The sequence below is a fragment of the Lysinibacillus sp. BNK-21 genome, assembly GCF_048684915.1.
GTDB lineage: Bacteria > Bacillota > Bacilli > Bacillales_A > Planococcaceae > Lysinibacillus > Lysinibacillus capsici.
On the sequence record NZ_JBLQTS010000001.1, the window covers coordinates 839564 to 859021 of the forward strand.

The following is a 19458-nucleotide window of genomic DNA, read 5'->3' on the forward strand; positions in this document are numbered from 1 at the left end:
AATTTGAATGTATATATTGTGGATGATGAACCCTTAGCACGCGCGGAACTGCGATATTTACTAGAGCAAACAGCATTAGTGAATGTTTGTGGTGAATCTGAAAATCTTGAGGAGTTGTGCAAAGCGTCACAGCTTGAAGAAGTCGATTGTATATTTCTAGATATTGAATTAGGCATGAACAATGGACTTGACTTAGCCAAACAATTATTACTGAATGCACAGAGACCTGAAATTATTTTTGCTACAGCCTACGATGACTATGCTTTGCAGGCATTTGAAGTCAATGCATTTGATTATATATTGAAACCCTTTGAGGCAGAAAGGGTACAAACAGCTGTGGAAAAACTGTTAGCTAAAAAAAGAGCTGCGCAAGCAAAAACAATGGAGGAGTTAAAGGCAACTCAGTTGGACAAGCTCGATAAGTTAACAGTTTATGTAAACGATCGAATTTTATTATTGAAAATACAGGATATTTTGTATTGTACCTCTGAGGATAGTAAAACGGTTGTTGTGACAGAGCAGGGGCGTTTTTTTGCTTCTGAATCATTGGCCGCGTTAGAAAAAAGACTTACCTTAAAAGGCTTTGTACGTGTCCATCGCGCGTATATTGTCAATTTAGAGCATATTGTGGAATTAGAGCCTTGGAGTAGTTCTAAATTTAATTTAATTGTGCATAACAGACATTCCATTCCAGTAAGTAGGCTATATATGAAGGATGTACGGAAAATTTTTGACCTATCGAAGTAGTTGCATTTCAACGGACAACTACTACCTTTCAACTTTAATTTCTGACATTTCAGTTATTTTATGAATAATATGGACATTCCTTTGCTATGATGTGGAAAAAGTAAAAGGGGTGTTTGCATGAATGCGATTACAATAGTGATAGGGTCTATTTGTATTTTGATGATCAGCTATCGTTTGTATGGCATTTTCTTTACAAAGAAGGTACTTAAAATAAAAGATGATACGCCCACCCCAGCCCACGCTTTGGAAGATGGTAAAGACTATGTTCCGACGAATAAGTGGGTAACCTTTGGGCATCATTTTGCAGCGATTGCAGCAGCAGGACCTTTAGTTGGACCAATCCTAGCTGCACAATTTGGGTATTTGCCTGGACTTCTATGGCTATTAATCGGAGCAGTAATTGGTGGGGCAGTTCATGATGCTGTTGTTTTATTTGCTTCCATGCGTCATGGTGGTAAATCCCTATCGGAAGTGATGAAGGAGGAGTTAGGCCCTATCGCAGGTTTCTGTACAGGCCTTGCGATGCTATTCATTATTACGATTACAATGGCAGGTCTCTCGATGGTGGTGTTAGGTGCTTTAGAGCGCAATCCATGGGGAACGTTTGCTGTAGGTATTACGATACCAATCGCCATGCTTGTGGGTATTGCCTATCGTAAAACAGGCAATTTAATTGTTACATCTACTATAGGCTTTATTTTATTAATGATTGGGGTATTTATCGGACCGCTTATTCAAGGCACAGCATTCGGTGATTTTTTAACATTTGATCGGGATACATTAGCTATCATCTTACCAATCTATGCCTTTTTTGCCGCTGCATTACCTGTGTGGCTTTTATTAGCACCTCGTGATTATTTAAGTAGTTTCATGAAGATTGGGGTATTTATTGCACTAATTATTGGCGTTTTCTTTGTTAATCCTGCTATTCAATTCCCACCATTGACAGAGTTTATTCATGGTGGTGGACCAGTAATTGCCGGTCCTGTGTGGCCGTTTGTTTCTATTACAATTGCCTGTGGTGCCATTTCTGGCTTCCATGCTTTTGTAGGCTCAGGAACAACACCTAAGATGATTGATCGTTGGGAGGACATCCGTATTGTAGGCTTTGGTGCTATGTTAGTAGAGTCACTAGTAGGTGTGATGGCTTTAATCGCAGCTACTGCTCTTCATCCAGCCGACTATTTTGCTATTAACTCAGCACCAGCTGTATTTGCTACATTAGGAATGGAGCCCGTTCATCTACAAGCATTGTCTCAAAGTATCGGCATGGACTTGGAAGGACGAACAGGAGGTGCTGTAACGCTAGCAGTTGGTATGACAGATATCTTTACAGGTATTCCTTGGTTCGCAGAGTTATCTTCGTACTTCTATCAATTTGTCATTATGTTTGAAGCGGTTTTCATTCTTACAGCCATTGATGCTGGAACAAGGGTAGCTCGTTATTTAATACAAGATTTTGGTGGCAATGTTTATAAACCACTGAAGCGTACCAATTGGGTACCAGGTACAATTTTTGCTAGTGCACTTGCCTGCTTTATGTGGGGCTATTTATTGTATTCAGGGGATATAAGCTCAATCTGGGTATTATTTGGTGTATCCAATCAGCTAATGGCAGCCATTGGTCTAGTATGTGGCGTGACGATGGTATTGAAGGTCGCAGATAAACGCATCTATGCATTGACATGCTTTATCCCATTGGCTTATTTATACATTACGGTCAACGTTGCAGGCTATTGGATGATTAAAAATGTATACTGGAATCCAGCCGCTGCAGGCTTTAATATGTTAAATGGGATTTTATCTGTTATCATGTTAATGCTTGGCTTCTTAATTGTGCTGACAGCATTTAAAAAATGGGCACAGCTTTGGAAATCACCAAAGTTTTTAGTAGCTCAATCAACTTCATAAAATCATAGAAACTATTGAAGATAAGCATTTGTCTTCAATAGTTTTTTGGTGAAAAAAGCATCTACGACGAAGGAGAAGCAAATACCGCGGAAGAAGCATATACCCCTAAATTCAAAGATCAACCATAGATGATCGATTGATGATTTTCCTAAATATGACGAACAAGCGAAAACAAGGATATGTTCATTGAAAGCGGTGTCGTAATCATGTAAACTAATGAGAGGAAAACGGAGGTTATACATACATGGATGGTCCAGTTTCATTAGTGCAGTTAATCATTTCTATTTTGTTATTTTTCGTCATGTTCTTTGGTATCGGATTCTTGTTAAATATGCTGTTACGGATGACATGGTTAATGGCAATTGTGTATCCAATTGTTGTCATCTTTATTGTAGATGAAGTAAGCTTCTTAGATTATATTTTTAAGCCAGGCTCTGCATTCCCAGCATTAATTGATAAATTACAGGCACTTCAGTTTGTGGATATTGCTATTTTATCAGGTGGCTTTGCGGGTTCTATTGTGGCTGGTATCGTGATGATTTATTTACGTAAAAGTGGCTATCGAATGTTCTAACGTGCTTAGTATTCTTTCTTCAATTGAAGAAAGAATACTTTTTTATACAAAAAAACACAGCCTCCTCTAGAGGATGTGTTGATGTCTGTTAGATGAAAAACTCGTAGGCTATGATGGCGATAAAAATACCCGTTAGAGCCCCAAAAAATACTTCACTTCGTTTATGGCCTAATAATGTTTTTAATTCCTCCATTTTTTCTTGTCCGTCCATCTGTGGCCATTTTTTTAAATCATGAAGCAATGTTTGGAAATCCTTACGCAGTTGATTTAAAATGGCTGCATGCTGACCTGCTTGGTAACGAACACCACTAGCATCATACATCACGATAATGGAAAACATTGCGGCTACCGCAAAAATGGGGGATTCCAAACCCGTCTCATAGGCAATTGAGGTTGCCAATCCAGTGACAGAAGCAGAGTGAGAACTAGGCATTCCACCTGTTGAGGTAAAAAGTCCCCATTTTACTTGTCTGGTCATTAAAAAATGAATGGGGATTTTAACAAACTGTGCAAAGAGAACCGCAAAGAGGGCAATTAGTAATGGGGTATTGTGGAGTAAACTCAATTTCATCACAACCTTCGCAAATAATTGCTTTTATTATAACATTCATTATTTTCTAAAAGAAGATATAGGCAAATATTACGCGCTTTTCAGAAACTTCGTTATAATAGTATATGGAATGGAGGAATTTACATGCATATTGTAAAAGAAGCAAAAACATTTGAAACGATTTCTACTGAACTATTAGTGGTAGGAGTCACAAAACATCGTGAACAAATGCAGGACTGGGCAAGCTTTTCATCTTTTTACGGTGAAGCCCTTGATACATGGATTAGTGCAGGAGACGTCTCAACTGAATTAAAGAAACTAACGAAATTACCATTTGTGAAAGACCATGCTAACCTGAAACGTATTGTATTTGTAGGTTTAGATGAGCGTAAAAACCTCACAGAAGGTGATATTCGCACAGCATTTGGTTTAGTGGGAAAAGAATTAAGATCTTTAAAAGTAAAAGAGTATTCCATCTGGCTTGAATCATTTACAACAGAGTCAATTTCAACAGCAGATGTAGCATTTTTAGCGGGTGAAGGAATTGGCCTTGGCTATTATGCTGTCCCACATTATAAAACAACTTCAAACGAAGTAGATAAACGTATTGATGCTGTTCACCTTGTGACTACAGCAGAGGATTTAGATGAAGTGGTAGCAAGCTTTGAGGTAGGTGTGATTTATGCAGATGCTGTCAATGAAGCTCGTAGCTTAATTAATTTACCTCCAAACCTACTAACAGCTACGGATTTAGCTAACTATGCACAATCTCTTGCTGTGGAATACGGTTTTGAAGTAGAGATATTAGATAAAGCACAATTAGAGGAACTAGGTATGGGTGGTATATTATGTGTTAACCAAGGCTCTTATGAAGAACCACGATTAATTACCTTAAAATATAAAGCGACTGAAGATTTTGAAGATCCAATTGGCCTTGTTGGTAAGGGTGTAACGTATGATACAGGCGGCTATTCTTTAAAACCAAAGGACTCTATGGTTGGTATGAAAGGTGATATGGGCGGTGCCGCTGCTGTACTTGGTGCGATGAAAATTATCGGTGAATTACGTCCAAATAAAAATGTTGTAGCCGTTATCGGTTCTACAGATAATATGGTGTCTGATACAGCGTTTAAACCAGATGATGTGATTACGACGTACAGCGGAAAAACGGTAGAAGTATTAAATACGGATGCAGAAGGGCGTTTAGTTCTGGCAGATGCAACTACATATGCTAAACAGCAAGGGGCTACATCACTGATCGATGTTGCTACTTTAACTGGAGGCGTTATTACTGCACTAGGTATGGATAAAACAGGTGCTCTTGCAAATGATGATGCATTTTTTGAAGCATTTATGGAAGCTGCAAAAGAGACTGATGAATTTGTTTGGCGTATGCCTTTAACAGAAAGTGATAAAAAACGAATTCGAAAATCAGATGTAGCTGATTTAAATAATTCACCTGGTCGTGATGGTCATATGATTTTCGGCGGCGGTTTTGTGGGCGAATTTGTTGGTGATACACCATGGATTCACCTGGATATAGCAGGCACATCTGATGCAGTAGCTGTACATGATTTAGGACCTAAGGGTGGTACTGGTGTTATGGTCCGTACACTCGCGAATTTTGTCCAACGTTTAGGGGAAGAAAAATAATAAAGCATGTCAATCAGCGGGAGTTTATTCTCGCTGATTTTTTGTGATTTATGCACTAATCTCGATAGAATAGGCATTCTACATATGATAGATGTATCTTCCTTCATACGATAGAGTAAAAAGGGGAGGTAGCATATGCGCAATTTCGGAGGTTATCCAGGCGGAGGATTTGGAGGCTTTATTTGGCCATTTGGCGCACCGTTTTTTGGTGGTTTTTTAGGCAGTTTCCTTGGCTCTCAATTTAATCAATATCCTTACAATCCATATTATCCAAACTATCGACCATATCCACCAGGTCCATATTTTCGACCAGGTCCGCGATATCGTAGACCATGGTAAGCACATAATTAGATCAGCCAGTTGTCGATCTTGATATCGACAACTGGTTTTTATTGTGCCTAACGAAGTATCAAAATTAGTGTTGACAGAATATACTAAATTATTTATTATTCTTATTATATTACTAAGAATTAAATATGTGGCTGACTAGCAAACTAGAGGCTTTTATTATTCATAGGCATTTTTGTGTCTAAGGATAATATTAGCCTTTTTTCTTTATCTTAATTTAGTAAAGGTTTTTGTACCGAAAGCAAAGTGTCAGGTTTAGAAAATCGAGGACCCTTATTAGTAAGTTTAATCAATCTGAAATGCCATGACAACGAGGCGTAATTGACAGAAGGAGTGAGATGAAATGGGGAAAGTTTATATTGTTGGTGCAGGTCCTGGAGATGTTGACCTCCTTACGATTAAAGGATTACGTTGCATTGAATGTGCAGATGTCATTTTATATGACAGACTCATTAATAAAGAGCTATTAGCCTATGCCAAGAAAGACGCTAAATTAATCTTTTGCGGGAAATTGCCTCAGCAACATGCCATGATTCAGGAGCAAATCAACCAAACGCTTGTTGATTATGCCCAACAAGGATATGTTGTCACAAGATTAAAAGGAGGAGACCCATTTGTTTTTGGTAGAGGGGCAGAGGAGGCAGATGTGTTAGTGAAGCATCAAATTCCCTTTGAAATTGTGCCTGGTATTACGTCAGGTATAGCAGCTCCAGCATATGCAGGTATTCCTGTCACACATCGTAACTTAGGTTCAAGTTTTGCTATGGTTACTGGGCATATGCAGGATGGAAAAGAAGATGCTATCCGTTGGGAAAGTCTTGCAAAAGGAATTGATACGATTGCCATTTATATGGGTGTTGGTAATCTTCCGTATATCCGTCAACAATTACTCAAATATGGCCGTGATGAAAAAACGCCTGTGGCTGTTATTCACTGGGGAACAGTTTCTACTAAGCAAAGAACTGTTACGGGGACTTTAGCTACAATTGAGGAAATTGTGCGTACAGAAAATATTCATAACCCTAGCATCATATTAGTAGGGAAGGTTGTGACCTTAAGAGAAACCATTCATTGGTTTGAGCAAAACCCCGCACAGCCAATCCAAATAACGGGATAAGGTTGTGGGATTATGCAGGCTATTTTATATATTGCACATGGCAGTCGTGTCAAGGAAGGTGTAGAGCAGGCCGTAAACTTTCTTCAAGGCGTACAACAAGAAGTGACAGTAGCTATTCAGGAAATATGCTTTCTAGAGCTGGCAACACCAACCATTGCAGAAGGCATTGCTAGCTGTATTCGGAAAGGGGCAACAGCGATTGCCGTAATGCCTATTCTCCTACTAGCTGCTCAACACGCAAAGCATGATATTCCGAAAGAAATGGCAAAAGCTCAAAAACTATACCCATATGTAAAGTTTACATATGGTGAGCCTCTTGGCATTCATGAACGATTAATTGACACATTACAAGCTAGGATAATAGAAAAACAGCAACCTAACAGCAATGCGAGTGTTTTACTCATAGGACGTGGGAGTAGTGATCCAGCCGTCAAGATGGATTTAGCCAAAATTGCCAAAAGGCTACGTACTAAATATCACTATAAAGCCGTTGATACATGCTTCTTATACGGAATGGGACCAACCTTTGAAGACTGGTTACTGCAAGTTAAAGGGAAGCAACAGCAAATTTTTATTGTCCCTTATTTATTATTTACAGGCATTTTAAGACAAAGTATTGCCAAGCGATTACAAGGCTTTGACAGTCAAAACATTATGTTATGTGAAAGCTTAGGCTATGACGACAATGTGAAAAAAGTATTAGTGGAACGTATTGATGAATTACTACATTTTAAAGAGGAAGGTGTTTCGTAATGGTAGATAAAAGAACTGAAAATGTAAATCTAGCATTAGATAATGTCCGCCAAATGTTAAATACTGTGAACCACGGATCAATTACATTGATTGTTCAAAATTCCTATGTGGTTCAGATTGAGAAAAAGGAAAAAATAAGGCTTCGATAAATTAAAAAATATGAAATGAAGATGATTCGTGAGGTGGCAAAGATTGAAATTACAAGTAATAAACAGTCCATTTAATGAAGAGCAGGTGAAGTTATTAAACGAGCTTCTCCCTAAATTAACAATTGAACAAAAATTTTGGCTAAACGGTTACCTAAGTGCTCCCCAAGCAACTCTTGAAGCAATTGTTGAACAGGCACCACCAGCAGCCCAGCCGATTACCAAAACAATAACAATTTTATATGGTTCCCAAACAGGCAATAGTCAAGGATTAGCTGAAAAGTATGCAGCAGCTTTAAAAGAGCAGCAGGTAGATGTAACTGTCTCATCATTAGGGAAATTTAAAGCTAGTAATTTAAAAAAGATCACCAATCTATTACTTATTGTGAGTACACATGGAGAGGGAGATCCACCAGATCAAGCGATACAATTCTATGAATTTTTGCATAGCAAGCGGGCGCCTAAGCTAGAACACCTACAATATTCGGTTCTTGCTTTAGGGGATAGCTCCTATGAATTTTTTTGTAAGACAGGTAAGGACTTCGATGAGCGATTTGCGCAATTAGGTGCAACAAGAATTGTTCCTCGTATAGATTGCGATGTAGATTATGATGACGCAGCTGCACAGTGGTTCTCCGCGGTTCAACAGGAATTTCTTCAGCATACAACTTCAGCAACGTCTACTTCAGCACACACCGAAGGGGCGCAAGTACTTGAAGAATCTACATATTCAAGAAAAAATCCATTTTACGCTGAAGTACTTGAAAATATAAATCTAAATGGTCGTGGCTCCAATAAAGAGACGCGTCATCTTGAATTATCGATTGAGGGAGCTAATTTTCATTTTGAACCTGGCGATAGCATTGGCATTCTGCCAGAGAATGATGAACAATTAGTCAATGCATTGCTGACAGCACTTCAATTTGATTCGGAGACAGAAGTGACTGTTTTTGATGAAACAATAACAATAAAAGAAGCACTACAGAAAAAATTAGAAATTACGGTGTTATCTAAACCGTTACTCGAAAAAATTGCTGCTTATACAGAGCATAAAGAATTTTCTAAGCTATTTGAAGAACCAAAAGCCTGGAAGGACTATGCAAAAGGAAGAGACTTGCTCGACCTAGTAGAGGAATTTACACCATTTACTTGGAGTGCACAGCAATTTGTAGAGTTACTGCGTAAAATTCCAGCTCGACTTTATTCTATTGCTAGTAGCCAAAAGGCCAATAGCGAAGAGGTTCATTTAACGATTGGCAAGGTAAGCTATGAAACAGCAGGTAGACAACGTCTTGGTGTTTGCTCTGGAAGTGTGGCAGAACGAATACAAATAGGTGATACATTACCAATCTATGTTCATAAAAATCCGAATTTCAGATTGCCAGAGAATAATGAAACGCCAATTATTATGATTGGTGCAGGCACAGGTGTTGCACCATATCGAGCTTTTCTAGAGGAGCGAGAAGAGTTAGGGATTGAGGGGAAAGCATGGCTCATCTTTGGTGATCAGCATTTTGTTACGGATTTCCTCTATCAAACGGATTGGCAACGTTGGCTAGCTGCTGGCACATTAAGTCACATGCATGTAGCCTTTTCACGTGATACAGACCAAAAAATCTATGTTCAACATAAATTGCAAGAAAATGCCGCAAGTTTTTATGAGTGGCTGGAGCAGGGGGCTGTCATTTATGTATGTGGTGACGAAAAATCAATGGCATCTGATGTGGATGCAACCATTCATCAAATTATTGAGCAGCAAGGACAGAAAACACCAGAGGAAGCAAAAGCCTATGTGAATGAATTAAAACAGCAAAAACGCTACCAACGTGACGTTTATTAATGGAGTTCAACACAAATTTCTCGAAAACCTTCCCTTATTAATGAGTTGATCTCTTTGTTAGCAAGTAAACCCTCAGGTATGCCCAATACGCTGAGGTGTAATGGATTAAAGGAGCGATAAAGAATGACTGAAAAAATAGTGTTACCTCCACAGCCCGGGAAACCAAGTGATGTAGAGCGTATTAAAACCGAAAGTAATTACCTACGTGGAACACTCGAACGTACCATGAATAATCCATTAAGCTCTGGTATCCCAGAGGACGATAATCGCCTTATGAAATTTCATGGCAGTTACTTACAGGACGATCGAGATCTTCGGAATGAACGTCAGAAACAAAAGCTGGAACCGGCCTATCAATTTATGGTACGTGTACGAACACCAGGTGGAGCAGCTACCCCAGCGCAATGGCTTGTGATGGATGAAATGGCTAGAAAGTATGGCAATGGCTCTTTAAAATTAACAACACGCCAAGCATTTCAAGTACATGGCATTTTAAAATGGAATGTTAAAAAATATATGCAGGAAATCAATGAGGTGTTATTGGATTCTCTTGCTGCATGTGGAGATGTGAACCGTAATGTGATGTGTAATGTCAATCCAAACCAGTCTGCATTACATGAAGAGGTTTATAATTGGTCTGCAAAACTAAGTGAGCATTTACTGCCGAGAACACGTGCTTATCATGAATTATGGTTAGATGGAGAAAAGGTAGTAGATAGTCAGGATGTAGAAATTGAACCGATTTATGGAGCTCAATATTTGCCGCGTAAATTTAAAATTGGTATTGCGATTCCACCAAGTAATGATGTAGATGTTTTTTCACAAGATATCGGACTGATTGCCATCGTTGAAGACAATCAGCTTGTTGGTTTTAACGTAGCGGTTGGTGGAGGCATGGGCATGACACATGGTGATCATGAAACCTATCCACAGCTTGCTCGTGAAATTGGCTTTATAACGCCAGATAAATTACTAGAAACAGCAGAAAAAATAATAACGATACAGCGTGATTATGGGAATCGCTCTGTCCGTAAAAATGCACGATTTAAATACACGATTGATGCGAGAGGACTTGAATGGTTCCAAGAAGAATTAACGCGTCGTCTAGGCTGGGAAATTCAGCAGGCTCGCCCTTATACTTTTGAGCGTACAGGTGATGAATTTGGCTGGATTAAAGGTGCAGATGGTCATTGGCATTATACGTTATTTATTCAAAATGGCCGTATAAAAGACTTTGAGGATTATCAGTTGTTAACTGGCTTACGTGAAATAGCTAAGGTGCACACGGGTGATTTTCGTTTAACACCGAACCAAAACCTAATGATTAGCAATGTAACACCCCAGAAAAAGAAACAAATAAATACGCTTATTAAACAATACAAGCTAACAGACGGTGCGCATTATTCTGCCTTACGCCGCAATTCCATTGCCTGTGTCTCATTACCGACATGTGGCTTAGCCATGGCAGAAGCAGAACGCTATTTACCTTCTCTTATAACAAAAATTGATGCCATTATTGATGAGGCTGGCTTAAATGAAACAGAAATTGTTATTCGCATGTCTGGTTGTCCAAATGGTTGTTCACGTGCAGCAATGGGTGAAATCGGCTTTATTGGCAAAGGGCCAGGTAAATACAATATGTACCTTGGTGCAAGTTTTACAGGCAATCGCTTAAATAAAATCTATCGTGAAAATATTGGTGAGGAGGAAATTTTAGCAGAGCTACGACCAATTCTTCTACATTTTTCAAAGGAACGTTTAGAGGGCGAACATTTTGGAGACTTTGTCATTCGTGCTGGGTATGTCACAGCTGTCTATGATGGAAGAGAATTTCATTAAAAATAAAAACCATGTAGCAAAGAAAAATTTGCTACATGGTTTTTTATATAGAATAATCCTCAGGAATAAATACCTTTAATTGTTTCGGCTTTACAAATACCTGATCGCCCACCTTCAGTTGAAGAAGATGAAATTGTTCTTTTGATAACTCCGCTTCTAAAAATTCATCAAGATCCTCACGGCGTAGTTCAATTTGAACGATAGGTCCTAGCAAATGAATGTGGCTGATTTTAACAGGAACTGTACCTGAAATACTTGTTTTCTCAATCTGAATATCATGTGGACGTACATAGCCTATCGCATTGTCCTCTGAATGTGTTAGGGCCTCAGGTACATCAAGTGCAACTTCACCCTGCATGAGCTTACCATTATGTAAGCGACCTTTAAATAGATTAACATTGCCCAAGAAGTCATAGACAAATGGACTTTTGGGGTTTGTATAGACCTCATCTGGACTACCAATTTGCTCGATTTTGCCATTATTCATGACCACAATGCGATCTGCAACATCGAGAGCTTCCTCTTGGTCATGTGTCACAAAAATACTTGTAATATGAAATTCATCATGTAACTTTCGAAGCCAGCGACGTAACTCCTTGCGTACTTTTGCATCGAGAGCTCCAAATGGTTCATCTAGTAACAGTACCTTTGGCTCTACAGCAAGCGCTCTTGCCAGTGCGACACGTTGTCGTTGCCCACCTGAGAGCTGTGTTGGATATCGATCTGAGAAATTTTCAAGCTTCACAAGTTGCAATAATTCCATCACTTTATCTTTGATTTGTTGTTTTGAAGGTCTGCTTTTTCGAGGACGTACCTTCAGGCCATAAGCTACATTGTCAAAGACCGTCATATGGCGAAAAAGCGCATAATGTTGAAAGACAAAGCCCACATTGCGTTCCTTTGGATGACGATCTGTGATGGATTGACCATCAAATAAAATATTGCCGACATCCGTTGTTTCAAGCCCAGCAATCACACGTAATAATGAGGTTTTTCCTGATCCAGAAGGGCCAAGCAGTGCTACTAGCTCCCCAGACTGAATATGTACGGATATATCCTCTAGTGCCTGAAAGGACCCATATTTTTTGGATACGTTTTGAATTTGTATACTCATTGAGACCATCTCCTTTTAACTAGATTTTGATTTCCAAGCAATAATGTCTTTCACAATTAATGTAAAGATGGCCATTACGCTCATTAAGGAAGCAACTGCAAAGGCTGCTGCAAATTGATATTCATTATAGAGAATTTCAATATGAAGGGGCATCGTATTTGTCATGCCACGGATATGACCAGATACCACAGACACAGCCCCGAATTCTCCGATGGCTCGTGCATTACATAAAATCAAACCATAGAATAGTCCCCATTTAATATTGGGTAAAGTGACATACCAAAAGGTTTTAAAGCCACTTGCCCCCAATGAAATGGACGCTTCTTCCTCAGATATACCTTGGGTTTGCATCAGCGGTATTAATTCACGTGCAACAAAGGGCAATGTGACGAAAATTGTGGCAAGGACAATGCCAGGTAGTGCAAAAACAATTTTAATATCATGTGCAAACAACCATTCACCAAATAGTCCCTGTGAGCCAAACAATAAAATAAACACTAAACCTGCGATAACAGGTGAAACTGCAAAAGGTAAATCTACCATAGTAAGTAATAGATTTTTCCCCTTAAAATTAAACTTTGTAAGTGCCCAGGCAGCCATTACGCCAAAGATCGCATTGAGGGGTACAGTAATGGCTACGACGATTAATGTAAGCTTAATAGCAGCTAATGCATCTGGATGTGTAATCGCAGCAAAGTAAACATCGGATCCTTTTTGAAAGGCTGTAATAAAAATAGATACTAAAGGTAGTACGATAAAGAAAGCTAAAAAAGCTAAGGCAATAAATATTAACGTATAGCGAATAATACGAGGCTCCTGTAAGGCAGCAGTCTGTGTAGCTGCTTTCCTTTTTCCTGTACTAGCCTGCTGAATAAAAGTTGATTGTTCCATATAGTACCTCCTAATGTACAAACCGACGATTGGCTAGCCATTGTATCAAGTTAATGGTGAACAACAAAATAAAGGATGTCACAAGCATGACAACAGCTATGGCAGTTGCCCCCGCATAATCATATTGCTCAAGCTTTGTCATAATAATTAACGGCGTAATTTCCGTTTTCATCGGCATATTTCCTGCAATAAAAACAACCGAGCCATATTCACCTAAAGCGCGCGCAAAGGCCAAGGAAAAGCCAGTTAAAATTGCTGGTACTAGCTCTGGTAAGATGACTTTACGGAAGGTTTGTAAACGATTGGCTCCAAGGCTTGCCGAAGCTTCCTCCACCTCAGCACTGATATTTTGTAAAACGGGCTGGACCGTTCGTACAACAAATGGTAGCCCGATAAAGGTTAAAGCAATAATGATGCCAAGAGGTGTAAAGGCAATTTTAAAATCAAAAAATTGACCAATCCAACCATTTGGTGCATAAAGAGATGTTAAAGCAATTCCAGCGACAGCAGTAGGCAATGCAAAAGGTAAGTCTACAAGCCCATCAATGATTCGTTTAAAGGGAAATTGATAGCGAACGAGAACCCATGCAATAGTCGTACCGAAAAAAACATTTAGTAAGCCTGCAATCAGTGCAGTGCTGAAGCTCACTTTGTAGGAAGCAACAGCACGGGGATCTGTAATGATATCTATAAATGCTGACCAGCTTAAGGACATGGTATGAATGAAAATCATGGAAAGTGGTAGTAATACTAGTAAACTTACGTAAAGCATTGTATAACCAAGAGATAAATGAAAGCCTGGAATAATTCGACGCGATTTTTTAGGAATGATTAAACTGCTCATCAAAACGCTCCTTATTGTGGTACGTATATTTCATCAAAGGTACCACCATCTTTAAAATGGGTTGCTTGTGCTTGTGACCAACCACCAAAATCATCGATGGAAACAAGTTCAAGCTGAGGGAATTGATCTTTATACTTTGCTAGAATCGTTTCACTACGTGGTCGATAATAATTTTTCGCCGCAATTTCTTGCCCTGTATCACTATATAAATGCTGTAAGTAAGCTTCAGCGACATCACGTGTCCCTTTTTTATCTACGATTTTGTCTACAACTGCAACTGGTGGCTCTGCTAAAATACTTAATGAAGGCGTGATGATTTCAAATTCATCCTTACCTAATTCATTGAGAGAGAGGTATGCTTCATTTTCCCACGCAATTAAGACATCACCAATTTTACGTTCTACGAATGTTGTTGTAGCTCCACGAGCGCCAGAATCAAGTACTTCTACATTGCTGTAAAGTGATTTCATAAATTCCTTTATTTTTGTCTCATCATTGTTATATAACTTTCCGGCATAAGCCCAAGCAGCTAAGTAGTTCCACCGTGCACCTCCAGATGTTTTGGGATTAGGCGTTATGACAGATACATCATCTTGAATCAAATCATCCCAATCTTGTATGTTTTTTGGATTGCCCTTGCGAACTAAAAAAACAATTGTAGATGTATAGGGAGTCGAATTAAGATCAAATTCGGTTTGCCAATCTTTATTCAGCAGCTCACGAGTTTGAGCAATTTCATCAATATCGTAAGCGAGTGCGAGTGTCACAACGTCGGCTTCAAGACCATCAATAACTGCACGCCCCTGTTTGCCAGATCCACCATGTGATTGATTGATTGTGACGTCTTGGCCAGTATCATCCTTCCATTTTTTTATAAAATCTTTGTTGAACTCATCGTAAAGCTCCCGTGTTGGATCATAGGAAACATTTAGTAGCTCTACAGACTTCTTGTCTTCTTGACCGCTTGTTTTTTCATCTGAGTTAGCACTTCCACAGCCAGTTAAACTAAGCGTTAGAATAGTTAATAATGCCAAGGATTGTAGAACATAGCTCTTTTTTTTCATAGTTAATCCGCCCCTTTTCTGTCTTAAGAATGCAAAAAGCCATCACCCACAATGACATGACAACATTGGGTAGATGGCCTTCAGATCCTCTGATCAGCGTTTTTTTAGGTCAAAGCTTTAGTAATACATTAAACATATATTTCCTATTAGTCAACAAGGAATTATAAAAAAGATTATTTATTTTGAAAATTAATAAAAGTGTCCTTAGATACCACTCATCATATGCAGCAAAGAGCAAAAAAAATGGGTGTATGGAAAAGATATTTAAAAAACCTAGTTGACTGCTTGGTGTACTTTAGTATATATTTGGTAATAAGAAGAATGATTGTAGTACGAGGTAACAACTACTAGTGAACAATCATTAAATATAGAGCTGGCTAGTCAAACTAGAGGCGTTTTAACAAAGACCTGTTTTTCCTATGTCTTTTGTTAGAACGCCTTTTTTGCTATGAGGGGGATTCGATGTTAACTTACGAAAATTGGCAAGAACCGATCATTGATTTTCAGGTTGATGATATGTATAAGGCTGCACTAGAGGTTTTACAGTGGAGCTATCAAGAATATGGAGATGAAATCGTCTATGCATGTAGCTTTGGTATTGAGGGCATTGTCTTAATTGATCTCATTTCAAAGGTAAAGCCTAACGCTACGATTGTATTTTTAGATACAGATGTACACTTTAAAGAAACATATGAAACCATTCATAAAGTCAAAGAAAAATATCCACAACTCAACATTGTCATGAAAAAGCCAACCCTTACACTTGAGCAACAAGCTACACAACATGGTGACGAACTATGGAAAACCAACCCAAATAAGTGCTGTGATATTCGTAAGATAAAACCTTTACACGAAGCCTTATCAGGTAAAAAGGCTTGGATATCAGGTTTACGTCGTGAGCAATCACCAACACGTCAACAAACAAACTTTTTAAATCGTGACGATAAATTTAAATCGATTAAAGTTTGTCCATTGATTCATTGGACTTGGAAGGATGTCTGGCGTTATGTTTCGAAGCACAGTTTGCCATATAATCCGTTACACGATCAAGGCTATCCAAGCATCGGCTGTGAGCATTGTACGAAACCAGCATTTACAATGGAGGATTTACGTTCAGGTAGATGGCAAGGTTCTGGTAAAACCGAGTGCGGGTTACATGAATAAAGGAGTTCTGCCATGCTTGAATATTTTGCAATAGCTATTAGTTTATTTTTTGCTATGAACATAGGAGCAAGCGGTGCAGCAGCCTCAATGGGTGTTGCTTATGGGGCAGGTGCCATCAAAAAAGCGTGGCAAGCATTGCTTTTATGCGCGATAGGCGTCTACAGTGGAGCTGTATTAGGCGGAGGAGAGGTAGTTAAAACGATAAGCTCAGGCATTATGCCCCAGGAGTATATTACGGTAAAGGTTGTCATCATTATCTTGATTTCTGCGACAAGCTCGTTATTTTTCGCCAATCTTTTAGGCATTCCCTTATCAACGAGTGAAGTAACAGTGGGTGCTGTCGTGGGTGTAGGAATTGCCTATAAAGTACTATTCGTCAATTCGCTGCTTGTCATTATATCATTTTGGGTGATTGTACCGCTTGTTGCCTTTGTCATTGCTCTTGTATGTGGAAAGTTATTATATAAGTTACAAAACACAGGGTTGCTGAAAGATCGGCCAATTTTAACTGTTCTTCTCGTTTTAGCAGGATTTTTCGAAGCATTTTCAGCGGGGATGAATAATGTTGCCAATGCAGTTGGACCCTTGGTGGGAGCAGGAATGATGGATGTGACAACGGGCATTGTGCTTGGCGGTGCATTTGTCGCAATAGGTGCTCTGCTACTTGGTAAACGAGTGCTTGAAACAAACGGTAAAAAAATAGTGCGCTTTCAAAAGGCAGAGGGCATTCTCATTTCAAGTACAGGTGCACTGCTTGTTGGCGTAAGCTCAATTTTTGGGCTTCCAGTACCCTTAACACAAGTCACTTCTTCATCCATCATTGGGATGGGGATGGCGAAAAACGGAAAGCAAATCTTCCATAAGCATATTGTGAAAAAAATTATACGTATTTGGGTTGTATCACCCATCTTTTCATTAGTCATTTCTTATTTTTTAGTGCAGTTATTTTTAGAAAAAGACCTTTATGCCATTATTTTAAATGGCAGCATTATTGTTGGGACGCTAGGGATCATTAGTCTGATGCGTACGATGCGTGAAGAAGAGCAGTCTATCTATGATGCAGGGGAAGGCATTTAAATTGAATCATATCATCACTATCTTTTGACTACAAAACTTAGTATTTAACTAGAATTAGGAGGAGATTTTTATGAGTCTACAACCACATGGTGGACTACTTGTGCAAGCATTTAATCCGGAAAAAAAAATCACAACTATTCATAAGGAAATTGAGTTGGATGCAATTTCGTTGAGTGATTTAGAGCTAATTGCTATAGGGGGGTATAGCCCAATTGAAGGTTTTTTAACACAAGTAGACTATGAGTCAGTCGTGGCACAAAGTCGTTTAGCATCAGGTGTAGTATGGAGTATTCCGATTACATTACCTGTTACAAAAGAGAAAGCGTCCATTTTACAGCCTGGTGACGAGGTGAAGCTGGTTTATGGTGATGAAGTATATGGCGTTATTGAAGTAGCAGATATTTATGAGCCGAATAAACGAAAAGAGGCTTTACTTGTCTATGGAACAGAGGATTTAGCACATCCAGGCGTTCAAAAGCTTTTTGATCGTCCTGCCATTTATGTTGGAGGGAAAATTACGTTAATTAAACGTCTTACACAAAAGTTCCCTGCTTATTCATTTGATCCAATAGAAACGCGACAATTATTTGCTGACAAGGGATGGAAAACTATTGTTGGCTTCCAAACACGTAATCCAGTCCATAGGGCGCATGAATATATTCAAAAGGCAGCACTTGAAACGATTGATGGGTTATTTCTAAATCCACTTGTGGGTGAAACAAAGTCAGATGATGTGTCAGCTGCTATACGTATGGAGAGCTATGAGGTTTTATTAAAAAACTATTATCCTGAAAGTCGTGTACAATTAGGTATTTTTCCAGCCGCTATGCGGTATGCAGGACCAAAGGAAGCTATTTTCCATGCACTTGTTAGAAAAAATTATGGCTGTACTCATTTTATTGTTGGTCGTGATCATGCAGGTGTTGGTGATTATTATGGCACATATGATGCACAAAAGATTTTTGAACAGTTTACTGAAGATGAATTGGGAATTGTCCCACTGAAATTTGAGCATAGCTTTTATTGCCAGCAATGTGAAGGCATGGCGACGACAAAGACGTGTCCACATGATAGCTCTGCCCATGTCATTCTATCAGGAACGAAGGTACGTGAGATGCTACGAAATGGAGAAGTACCACCAAGTACATTCAGTCGTAAAGAAGTCGTAGACATTTTAATTAAAGGCATGAGTAAGGAGGTAGTGAAATGAGTTCAAACATTGTTTGGCATGAAGCCTCCATTACAAAAGAAGAACGCCGTTCAAAAAATAAACATCAAAGCTTTATTTTATGGTTTACGGGTTTATCTGCTTCAGGAAAATCATCAGTGGCTAATGCATTTGCCCGTCGATTATTTGAAAGGAGCAATCAAGCCTTCGTATTAGATGGTGATAATGTGCGTCATGGCTTAAATAGTGACTTAGGATTCGATGAGGCAGGGCGCAAAGAAAATATTCGTCGAATAGGTGAAGTCTCAAAGTTATTTATAGAGAGCGGTCAAATTGTGCTAACGGCTTTTATTTCACCTTATCGAGAAGATCGTCAGGTAGTCCGTGAACTTGTAGAGGATGGTGAATTTTTAGAGGTCTTTGTAAAGTGTTCAGTAGAAACATGTGAAAAAAGAGATCCTAAAGGTTTGTATAAAAAAGCAAGGAATGCTGAAATTGCTAATTTTACAGGGATTAGCGCTCCATATGAAGAACCGATTAACCCAGAAGTTATTTTGGATACAGAACAGCATTCCATTGAAGAATGTGTGGAGCAACTGACAAATATTTTAACTGCCAAGGGATATATTTAACTAAAAAAATCTGCTCGATTTAGTAA

At 38.9% G+C, this 19458-nt stretch carries 19 protein-coding genes; 14 read left to right on the plus strand and 5 right to left on the minus strand.

The annotated features are described in order from the left end of the window. The first annotated feature begins 3 nt into the window (after positions 1 to 3). From ACMGGO_RS04145 to ACMGGO_RS04155, 3 genes are all read left to right on the plus strand, one after another. Complete coding sequence (locus ACMGGO_RS04145) at positions 4 to 747, plus strand: LytTR family DNA-binding domain-containing protein (protein WP_319839510.1); 744 nt, start codon at positions 4 to 6, stop codon at positions 745 to 747. 117 nt (positions 748 to 864) lie between these two features. Next, entirely contained in the window at positions 865 to 2658 is a 1794-nt protein-coding gene (locus ACMGGO_RS04150) for a carbon starvation protein A (RefSeq protein WP_004228334.1), read from the plus strand. Between the two features lie 244 nt (positions 2659 to 2902). After that, entirely contained in the window at positions 2903 to 3232 is a 330-nt protein-coding gene (locus ACMGGO_RS04155; RefSeq protein ID WP_004228336.1) for a YuiB family protein, read from the plus strand. 88 nt (positions 3233 to 3320) lie between these two features. Here ACMGGO_RS04155 and ACMGGO_RS04160 read toward each other — a convergent pair whose 3' ends face one another. Beyond that, positions 3321 to 3803, minus strand: a complete 483-nt coding sequence (locus tag ACMGGO_RS04160) for a divergent PAP2 family protein (RefSeq protein WP_048394429.1) — start codon at positions 3801 to 3803, stop codon at positions 3321 to 3323. Positions 3804 to 3926: 123 nt separating this feature from the next. Between ACMGGO_RS04160 and ACMGGO_RS04165 the strand changes: the two genes are divergently transcribed. From ACMGGO_RS04165 to cysI, 7 genes are all read left to right on the plus strand, one after another. After that, positions 3927 to 5435, plus strand: coding sequence for a leucyl aminopeptidase (locus ACMGGO_RS04165; protein ID WP_279495890.1), 1509 nt, complete (start codon positions 3927 to 3929; stop codon positions 5433 to 5435). A gap of 135 nt (positions 5436 to 5570) precedes the next feature. Further along, positions 5571 to 5774: a hypothetical protein gene (locus ACMGGO_RS04170; protein WP_016991509.1), complete on the plus strand. Its 204-nt coding sequence runs from the start codon at positions 5571 to 5573 to the stop codon at positions 5772 to 5774. Positions 5775 to 6126: 352 nt separating this feature from the next. Beyond that, positions 6127 to 6900: a uroporphyrinogen-III C-methyltransferase gene (gene cobA / locus ACMGGO_RS04175; RefSeq protein WP_420281623.1), complete on the plus strand. Its 774-nt coding sequence runs from the start codon at positions 6127 to 6129 to the stop codon at positions 6898 to 6900. A gap of 12 nt (positions 6901 to 6912) precedes the next feature. Beyond that, positions 6913 to 7653, plus strand: coding sequence for a sirohydrochlorin chelatase (locus ACMGGO_RS04180; RefSeq protein WP_374805752.1), 741 nt, complete (start codon positions 6913 to 6915; stop codon positions 7651 to 7653). Beyond that, on the plus strand, positions 7653 to 7802 hold the full coding sequence (locus ACMGGO_RS04185; protein ID WP_004228347.1) for a YezD family protein: 150 nt from the start codon (positions 7653 to 7655) through the stop codon (positions 7800 to 7802). The genes ACMGGO_RS04180 and ACMGGO_RS04185 overlap by 1 nt, the downstream gene beginning before the upstream one ends. A 43-nt stretch (positions 7803 to 7845) precedes the next feature. Continuing rightward, positions 7846 to 9639, plus strand: coding sequence for an assimilatory sulfite reductase (NADPH) flavoprotein subunit (locus ACMGGO_RS04190; RefSeq protein WP_288579728.1), 1794 nt, complete (start codon positions 7846 to 7848; stop codon positions 9637 to 9639). Positions 9640 to 9762: 123 nt separating this feature from the next. Next, positions 9763 to 11478, plus strand: coding sequence for an assimilatory sulfite reductase (NADPH) hemoprotein subunit (gene cysI, locus ACMGGO_RS04195; RefSeq protein WP_066038183.1), 1716 nt, complete (start codon positions 9763 to 9765; stop codon positions 11476 to 11478). 43 nt (positions 11479 to 11521) lie between these two features. On the opposite strand, the gene ACMGGO_RS04200 is transcribed toward cysI, so the two are convergent. Genes ACMGGO_RS04200 through ACMGGO_RS04215 form a run of 4 tightly spaced genes read right to left on the minus strand, consistent with a single transcriptional unit; the run spans position 11522 to position 15391 of the window. After that, positions 11522 to 12592, minus strand: coding sequence for a sulfate/molybdate ABC transporter ATP-binding protein (locus ACMGGO_RS04200; protein WP_048394440.1), 1071 nt, complete (start codon positions 12590 to 12592; stop codon positions 11522 to 11524). A gap of 15 nt (positions 12593 to 12607) precedes the next feature. Beyond that, positions 12608 to 13483 carry a sulfate ABC transporter permease subunit CysW gene (cysW, locus tag ACMGGO_RS04205; protein ID WP_048394442.1) on the minus strand — a complete coding sequence of 292 codons (876 nt, stop codon included), beginning with the start codon at positions 13481 to 13483 and terminating at the stop codon, positions 12608 to 12610. Between the two features lie 10 nt (positions 13484 to 13493). Continuing rightward, entirely contained in the window at positions 13494 to 14327 is an 834-nt protein-coding gene (gene cysT, locus ACMGGO_RS04210; protein ID WP_048394444.1) for a sulfate ABC transporter permease subunit CysT, read from the minus strand. A gap of 11 nt (positions 14328 to 14338) precedes the next feature. Then, the gene (locus tag ACMGGO_RS04215) at positions 14339 to 15391 is read right to left on the minus strand and encodes a sulfate ABC transporter substrate-binding protein (protein WP_305193374.1); all 1053 of its coding nucleotides are present in this window, start codon (positions 15389 to 15391) and stop codon (positions 14339 to 14341) included. Positions 15392 to 15853: 462 nt separating this feature from the next. Here ACMGGO_RS04215 and ACMGGO_RS04220 point away from each other — a divergent pair, with 462 nt between their 5' ends. The 4 genes from ACMGGO_RS04220 to cysC all read left to right on the plus strand — a co-directional run bounded on the left by ACMGGO_RS04220 (position 15854) and on the right by cysC (position 19432). Further along, positions 15854 to 16555, plus strand: coding sequence for a phosphoadenylyl-sulfate reductase (locus ACMGGO_RS04220; protein WP_054549431.1), 702 nt, complete (start codon positions 15854 to 15856; stop codon positions 16553 to 16555). Between the two features lie 12 nt (positions 16556 to 16567). Then, a complete protein-coding gene (locus ACMGGO_RS04225) occupies positions 16568 to 17632 on the plus strand; it encodes an inorganic phosphate transporter (protein WP_319839506.1) in 1065 nt (354 codons plus the stop codon). Positions 17633 to 17702: 70 nt separating this feature from the next. After that, positions 17703 to 18842, plus strand: a complete 1140-nt coding sequence (sat, locus tag ACMGGO_RS04230) for a sulfate adenylyltransferase (RefSeq protein WP_048394451.1) — start codon at positions 17703 to 17705, stop codon at positions 18840 to 18842. Beyond that, positions 18839 to 19432, plus strand: a complete 594-nt coding sequence (cysC, locus tag ACMGGO_RS04235) for an adenylyl-sulfate kinase (protein WP_048394453.1) — start codon at positions 18839 to 18841, stop codon at positions 19430 to 19432. The genes sat and cysC overlap by 4 nt, the downstream gene beginning before the upstream one ends. Positions 19433 to 19458 lie beyond the last annotated feature (26 nt).

Excerpts from the sequence above, each read along its gene's own strand:
- ACMGGO_RS04150 (WP_004228334.1), top strand. The coding sequence starts at position 865 with ATGAATGCGATTACAATAGTGATAGGGTCTATTTGTATTTTGATGATC.
- ACMGGO_RS04155 (WP_004228336.1), top strand. The coding sequence starts at position 2,903 with ATGGATGGTCCAGTTTCATTAGTGCAGTTAATCATTTCTATTTTGTTA.
- ACMGGO_RS04160 (WP_048394429.1), bottom strand. The coding sequence starts at position 3,803 with ATGAAATTGAGTTTACTCCACAATACCCCATTACTAATTGCCCTCTTT.
- ACMGGO_RS04165 (WP_279495890.1), top strand. The coding sequence starts at position 3,927 with ATGCATATTGTAAAAGAAGCAAAAACATTTGAAACGATTTCTACTGAA.
- ACMGGO_RS04170 (WP_016991509.1), top strand. The coding sequence starts at position 5,571 with ATGCGCAATTTCGGAGGTTATCCAGGCGGAGGATTTGGAGGCTTTATT.
- cobA (WP_420281623.1), top strand. The coding sequence starts at position 6,127 with ATGGGGAAAGTTTATATTGTTGGTGCAGGTCCTGGAGATGTTGACCTC.
- ACMGGO_RS04180 (WP_374805752.1), top strand. The coding sequence starts at position 6,913 with ATGCAGGCTATTTTATATATTGCACATGGCAGTCGTGTCAAGGAAGGT.
- ACMGGO_RS04185 (WP_004228347.1), top strand. The coding sequence starts at position 7,653 with ATGGTAGATAAAAGAACTGAAAATGTAAATCTAGCATTAGATAATGTC.
- cysI (WP_066038183.1), top strand. The coding sequence starts at position 9,763 with ATGACTGAAAAAATAGTGTTACCTCCACAGCCCGGGAAACCAAGTGAT.
- ACMGGO_RS04200 (WP_048394440.1), bottom strand. The coding sequence starts at position 12,592 with ATGAGTATACAAATTCAAAACGTATCCAAAAAATATGGGTCCTTTCAG.
- cysW (WP_048394442.1), bottom strand. The coding sequence starts at position 13,483 with ATGGAACAATCAACTTTTATTCAGCAGGCTAGTACAGGAAAAAGGAAA.
- cysT (WP_048394444.1), bottom strand. The coding sequence starts at position 14,327 with ATGAGCAGTTTAATCATTCCTAAAAAATCGCGTCGAATTATTCCAGGC.
- ACMGGO_RS04215 (WP_305193374.1), bottom strand. The coding sequence starts at position 15,391 with ATGAAAAAAAAGAGCTATGTTCTACAATCCTTGGCATTATTAACTATT.
- ACMGGO_RS04220 (WP_054549431.1), top strand. The coding sequence starts at position 15,854 with ATGTTAACTTACGAAAATTGGCAAGAACCGATCATTGATTTTCAGGTT.
- ACMGGO_RS04225 (WP_319839506.1), top strand. The coding sequence starts at position 16,568 with ATGCTTGAATATTTTGCAATAGCTATTAGTTTATTTTTTGCTATGAAC.
- sat (WP_048394451.1), top strand. The coding sequence starts at position 17,703 with ATGAGTCTACAACCACATGGTGGACTACTTGTGCAAGCATTTAATCCG.
- cysC (WP_048394453.1), top strand. The coding sequence starts at position 18,839 with ATGAGTTCAAACATTGTTTGGCATGAAGCCTCCATTACAAAAGAAGAA.